6 protein-coding genes are annotated in these 5963 nt (G+C 46.9%); 1 reads left to right on the top strand and 5 read right to left on the bottom strand.

All coding sequences use genetic code 11. The features are described 5' to 3' along the window. Positions 1 to 366: 366 nt before the first annotated feature. The 5 genes from RMO27_RS03850 to RMO27_RS03870 form a co-directional block, all read right to left on the bottom strand. On the bottom strand, positions 367 to 846 hold the full coding sequence (locus RMO27_RS03850) for a hypothetical protein (protein WP_309729287.1): 480 nt from the start codon (positions 844 to 846) through the stop codon (positions 367 to 369). Positions 847 to 854: 8 nt separating this feature from the next. After that, the gene (locus tag RMO27_RS03855) at positions 855 to 1442 is read right to left on the bottom strand and encodes a hypothetical protein (protein WP_309729289.1); all 588 of its coding nucleotides are present in this window, start codon (positions 1440 to 1442) and stop codon (positions 855 to 857) included. A 181-nt stretch (positions 1443 to 1623) separates the two neighbouring features. Then, entirely contained in the window at positions 1624 to 2547 is a 924-nt protein-coding gene (gene argF, locus RMO27_RS03860; protein ID WP_309729291.1) for an ornithine carbamoyltransferase, read from the bottom strand. Positions 2548 to 2633: 86 nt separating this feature from the next. Next, positions 2634 to 3359 carry a phosphoadenylyl-sulfate reductase gene (locus RMO27_RS03865; RefSeq protein ID WP_309729293.1) on the bottom strand — a complete coding sequence of 242 codons (726 nt, stop codon included), beginning with the start codon at positions 3357 to 3359 and terminating at the stop codon, positions 2634 to 2636. Positions 3360 to 3586: 227 nt separating this feature from the next. Further along, the gene (locus RMO27_RS03870; protein ID WP_309729295.1) at positions 3587 to 4135 is read right to left on the bottom strand and encodes a phycobiliprotein lyase; all 549 of its coding nucleotides are present in this window, start codon (positions 4133 to 4135) and stop codon (positions 3587 to 3589) included. Between the two features lie 515 nt (positions 4136 to 4650). Between RMO27_RS03870 and RMO27_RS03875 the strand changes: the two genes are divergently transcribed. After that, positions 4651 to 5922, top strand: a complete 1272-nt coding sequence (locus RMO27_RS03875) for a serine hydrolase (RefSeq protein ID WP_309729297.1) — start codon at positions 4651 to 4653, stop codon at positions 5920 to 5922. Positions 5923 to 5963 lie beyond the last annotated feature (41 nt).

Below are 5963 nucleotides of genomic sequence, written 5' to 3' on the forward strand. Positions count from 1 at the left end.
ATCCAGCCCGCAGGAGCAGTTTATGGCTGGGGATTTCGGCTTCGGCTGGTTCTTCGCGAAGGGTGACAAATAAGCTTTTGGACAGTCTCATCGGATTTTTTGCGTTAGTTTACTCACCCTAAATTTAGTAGGGTTTGACTATCGATATTATCGCAGGGTCGGGGTGGCTGTGGATAGAGCGTGGGATATCAAACTGTCGATCGATCCCTGAAAGATTTTCTTGCCATTGAAAGCATTACCACTTTTTAGCTCACCAGTTACCTGGTTTCGATCTCCAGTCCATCTTGCTTAAGTTCAGGATTTGGACATTAATCATCTACTTGCAGGAATAGTAAAGGATCTTCCATGAATTTTATGGAGACTCAATTACAATTTAATATCTTGCCACCGAGCAGCATCACAAAATCGCGATAGATGCTTTAAATTAGTCGTCGCCACAACGACCCGCTGCCCTGGATACTCAGCTTCCAAAATTCGATACTGAGCAGAAATAATGATATCAACATCGATGTTTTTATCATCCCTCGTCGTTAAACCTTCATTAGATGCCCTAGCCCAGAGGTTTGCAGCTAAATCTAAAGCCTCTGTAGAAATAGACAAGAATTCCAAAAATCCATCTATTCTCAGTGCATCCAACATAGCGATGCCTGGTGAAGGTTTCCCAGATCTAATGAAGGAGCTGATTAATCCTCTTCTCACTTCATAATCACAAATATCTGAAGTAACAAGGCGGGCACCTCGAATCGATAAGGTGTTAAACCATTTTTCGCATTGCAGACATTCATCAAACGAACTATTGGTATTAGAGATTAAACCCAGAATATTACTATCCAAGAAAACAATCATTGTTAAAATTATTTCCTCGATGCTGCTAGAGACTGATACAATGCCTCAAATTGTTCGTCATGCTCGGCTTGCTCTGCTGGGGTCAAACTATTCCACACCTGACGCTTGCGCTCTACAAAACGTTCAAAAGCAGCAACCCTTCGCGCAGTTTCTGCTGAAGTTAGTCCCCCACCCGTAATATGGCCAAAAACATTCCCACCATTTACTTGACCGATTACCTGATTTCGATCGCCAGTCACATTTTGAGCGATTTGGGTGCCAGAAGTGCCATCGGGAGCATCTTCATCGAGGATGAGATCGATCTCTTTTCGTAACTCTTCATCCGCAGCTAGCAACTTTTTCAACTGCACCCTTAATGCTGCTTGAAAATCCTCATCTTCAGGATGATTGGCAGCATCAGTCACCGCCTCCTTTGCTCCTGCGTTTGTTTCAATCTTGGGACTCAATTTTCCCCAAACTGCCTGCGCTTTACTAAAAGCTGCTTCCCCAAACTTGCCAGATGCCGATTCGGTGGCTTTTGCTACTGCCTTGCCACCCAGCTTCAAGAAAGTAGGCAAGAAGGGACTCAGAAAAGTAGTCAAGGTGACGATTTCCATGCTCACAGCCTTTGTCGAAAATAATACTACCTAAATATATTATTACTTAGAAAGCGATCTCACGACATTAGTAGCGGCCTTGTCTAGCGATCGAGACTCGGACAAACGCTCAATCCACAGCATCATTATCCTCAGACACTTTACTGGCATGGGTAGCGATAATTCCTAATTGTCGATCGAATTAGTCAGCACCCAAAACGCTAACTAACAAAGCTTTTTGGGCGTGCAGCCGATTTTCGGCTTGATCCCAAACTCTCGATCTTGCTCCTTCGAGGACATCATCGGTAATTTCTTCACCACGATGGGCGGGGAGACAGTGCAACACGATCGCACTCGGATCGGCGATGGTTAATAGCTCCTGATTGACTTGATAGGGTTGAAAAACGGGCAGCCGCGCATCCGATTCTGTCTCTTGACCCATACTCGCCCAGACATCGGTATAGACAACTTGTGACTGACTGGCAGCTTCTTGGGGCGATCGAGTGACGATGACTTGGGTACCATTAGTTGCCGCGATCGATCTTGCTCGATCGACAATTTGCGGATCGGGTGTAAAATTAGCCGGACAGGCGATCGCCACATCCATCCCCACGATCGCACAGCCCAGCATCAGTGAATGTGCCATATTATTGCCATCGCCTAAGTAGGCCAGTTTCAATCCGGCTAACTGTCCGAAACATTCCTGAATCGTCTGTAAATCTGCTAACACCTGACAGGGATGCTCTAGATCTGTCAGCGCATTAATAATTGGCATCTGGGCATATTTCGCAAAAGTCGCCACATCTGCCTGATCGAAAGTCCGAATTGCCAGGACATCCAGATATCGATCCAAGACCCGCGCAGTGTCCGCCAATGGTTCGCCACGGCCGATTTGCATCGCCCCAATATTCAGGTCGATGACTTGGCCGCCGATCTGACTCATCCCCGCAAAAAAGCTCACCCGCGTTCGCGTCGAGGCTTTGTAGAATAGTAGTCCTAGCGTTTTGCGACAGTTGGGCTTAATTTTGCCTTGCTTGAGATCTGCCGCAAGTTGGAGGAGGGTGAGTGTCTCATCAGCACTCAGATCGGTCATGCTCAATAAATCTCGACCCTGTAAACCACTCATGCGATCGACCCTCAAACCACTAATATATTAATCAAACATGGAAAGGGTCAATTCTAGCACATGAGTAAAGTTCTACGACAGTACGTCTATTTAGGAGCGTGTAAACCGCATTCTTTTTGAGTTGCCTCCTCCCACCACCAGCGACCTTCGCGCTCGTGCTGTTGGGGGAGAGTCGGCTTGGTACAGGGTTCGCAACCGATACTGATAAAGCCGCGCTCGTGGAGCGCATTGTAGGGTACTTCCAGGGCACGAATATACGTCCAGACATCTGCTGACGACCAATTAGCTAGCGGATTGAACTTAACCAACGGATGATCTGGGGTCGAGAACGCGCCATCGGCTTGAATGGCGGGGACACTCGCACGGGTAGAGGGACTTTGATCCTTGCGTTGTCCGGTAATCCAGGCATCGAGGGTGGCTAATTTACGCCGTAGGGGTGCCACTTTGCGCACGCCGCAGCATTCTTGGTGTCCATCCTCGTAGAAACTAAATAACCCCTTGGCTTTGACCATGGCTTCGACTGGAGCTGCCTCTGGATACACGACATCGATCGCGATGCCGTAGTGCTTGCGGACGCGATCGATAAATTGATAGGTTTCAGGATGGAGACGACCGGTATCGAGACTGAAGACTTTGATATTGGGGTTAATCTTATATGCCATGTCAATCAACACCACATCCTCAGCCCCACTGAAGGAAATGGCCATATTATCAAACAGGCTCAATGCGCGCTTGATGATTTCCTGAGGACTCTGCTGGCTCAGTTCTGCATCAAGGGTGGAAAAATCCAGTTCGGTGGTCGTCTGGGTCATGGTTGTCTGCTCTGGAAAAATTAAGGATCGCCTGACGATATTTTACAAGAGAAGGGTCGGTAGGATAAGGCCGATTCTGGGTAGGGGGAATGAGCGTAATATTCAGTCGGATCCTACCAACAATTCATCAGGCGCAGACATTGAGAGTAAACTCGTTTGATAGTGGAAACATTCCGACCTATTTCGATCGAATAAATTCATGAACTACTAGTAACTCATCTCTGAGTCTAGACCCTAATTCGTTTTTCTAGATATTGACCGATCGTGACTTGTTCGCCAGCGCGAGAAATAATTGTTTGGCGCGTGCGGTATTTTTCGCCAACTAGTTTAATTTCTTCTTCAAATACCGAACCTTGATATTCAGTTTTCAGACACATGGTATCGGGATGGGGAAAATGATAAATTGCGGTAATTGGTTTAGGTGTTGCAAAACCGCGATCGCGATATAAGATATTGCCCAGTGCGCCGAATAAAGTACTACCTTTGGAAGCTTTTTTGCCAGTGACTGAGTCTTGGCTATCCCAATGAATTTCGCTGCCACAGGTGAGTGCCAGCGCATCTAAACCATGTAATTGCGCTAACGTTTGCAATTGGGGGCAGCCAGCCGCCAAGAATCTAATTTCAATCTCACTGACAACTTCCTGAGTATCACCATCAGGGAGGGTATAGTAGCGACGTTCGGATAACCAGTGACCAGCAGAGGTGTGAAAAAATTTGGCGACGAGTATTTCTTCAGTCGTCGATGGCGATCGATAGTCTTGTAAGCCAGTAGTCATGGGCTTTGTCCTCACAAAATTAAGGTAGGGGATGGCGACTGGGGCTATTGGCGTTGGCGTAGCCTCCGCTTTGCGGAATCGAGCCTCAACCTCCCAGTCGAATCCACAGAGTGAATTCTATCTCTAAAGCTCGTAATACTTCTTAATATAACTAAAATAGTCGCCAGTCGATTGTCGCGATTGTTGCAGAAAATTAGTCGATCGCCTCTAAACTGATGATGAGAATGAGTTTGATGGTTTTAAGATCAAATAAATCAATTGACTAACGGAACCTAATAATGCTAATCATCATCTGGGTGAAAACTAAACCAATAATCGCGAACCTTACCCCGCCTTCGGATCTCAGTGGCTACACGTTGGTGTAGCACAGTATCGAGTCAACCGAAGATTCTCCAAAGGAGAGGCTACGCCAACGAATCAGTATCTAAATAGAGATGGCCTCATCATCGAGCATCTTTTCGATCGCCAAGCCTGTTGCGGATCTAGCTCTACCATTACATCACAATCCTCTCTCTATGAAATTAAGTTGGCTCCTCCCCGGACTGATTACTAGTGCGTGTTTATGTTTAGCCGCACCAGCTCACGCAGGCAAATTCACTGGCTGGGAATTTGATGCTAGTCGCAATCAACTAAACTTTGGCACCGATACTGGAGTCCAACCCACAGCCACATTGTTAGATGGTCCTTACCGCCTGATTGTCGATTTGCCGGGTACGAAAATGACCGAGGCAACTGTGCGCAAAAAATTTGGTGGCGCAGTCCGGGAAGTACGGATCGGTCAATCTGAGGATAATACCACCCGCTTGGCGATCGAACTGGCTCCTGGCTATGGTGTCAACCCCCAAAATATTATTATTCGCAGCGATATTCCAAATCGCTGGTCGATCAAATTGAGATCATTCGATCGAGGAGCTTCGACAGCAAGTACGGGTACCGTTCAATCCGTCCCGATTAGTCCGATTGTCTTTGCGGGTGTCGTTCCCATCGGCAAGGAAATGACCGCACTCAAGAGCCAAATTCAGGTATTAGCAGCGAAGTATGGCTATCGATCGACCGGGATGTTTATTATGGAGGTGGATACTGGCAATTATCTAGAGATCAATAGTGAGAAAAGTTTTCCAGCGGCAAGTACGATTAAATTGCCGATCCTGATGGCACTATTTCAAGCTGTCGATGCGGGCAAAGTGCGGATGGATGAAACACTCACTGTCAGAAGCGATCTGATCACTGGCGGTTCGGGCGAACTCCAGTATCGTCCTGGTGCGAAATTAAGCGTATTGCAGACAGCCACGAAGATGATCGCCATTAGTGACAATACAGGGACGAATATGATTATTGACAGGTTGGGTGGGCGAGCCGTGCTCAATCGTCAGTTCAAGAATTGGGGACTGCGCAAAACAGTTATCAATCGGTTGCTAGGAGATTTTAAAGGGTTAAATACAACCAGCCCTGCGGATATGGTGAGAGTATCAGCCTTAATTGCCAAGCACCAGCTCCTCAGTGAAGCCAGTCGTAGTAAAGTATTGGATATCCTCAATCAAACTGAGAATCGGAAGCTGTTATTCGCCGGTTTGGGTAAAGGTGCGGCGATCGCTCATAAGACAGGGACGCTGGGGCGATTGATTGGCGATGCGGGGATTGTCGAGATGCCCAATGGTAAGCTCTATTTGGCTGGGATTTTTGTCAAGCGATCGTTTAACGATCTCCGCGCTCGCGATTTTGTCCAAGCGGTATCGCGATTGACTTACAACTATATTAACAATCGACAGGTGAGTCGGAAGCCTTAATTTAATTGATAATTGATAATTGATAATTGATAGGGGCAATT

This window comes from Chamaesiphon sp. OTE_75_metabat_556 (assembly GCF_031378165.1).
Taxonomy (GTDB): Bacteria; Cyanobacteriota; Cyanobacteriia; order Cyanobacteriales; family Chamaesiphonaceae; genus Chamaesiphon.

What these genes read in the sequence shown, in the direction of transcription:
- RMO27_RS03875 (WP_309729297.1), top strand. Translation starts at nt 4,651, where the DNA reads ATGAAATTAAGTTGGCTCCTCCCCGGACTGATTACTAGTGCGTGTTTA.
- RMO27_RS03850 (WP_309729287.1), bottom strand. Translation starts at nt 846, where the DNA reads ATGATTGTTTTCTTGGATAGTAATATTCTGGGTTTAATCTCTAATACC.
- argF (WP_309729291.1), bottom strand. Translation starts at nt 2,547, where the DNA reads ATGAGTGGTTTACAGGGTCGAGATTTATTGAGCATGACCGATCTGAGT.
- RMO27_RS03865 (WP_309729293.1), bottom strand. Translation starts at nt 3,359, where the DNA reads ATGACCCAGACGACCACCGAACTGGATTTTTCCACCCTTGATGCAGAA.
- RMO27_RS03870 (WP_309729295.1), bottom strand. Translation starts at nt 4,135, where the DNA reads ATGACTACTGGCTTACAAGACTATCGATCGCCATCGACGACTGAAGAA.
- RMO27_RS03855 (WP_309729289.1), bottom strand. Translation starts at nt 1,442, where the DNA reads ATGGAAATCGTCACCTTGACTACTTTTCTGAGTCCCTTCTTGCCTACT.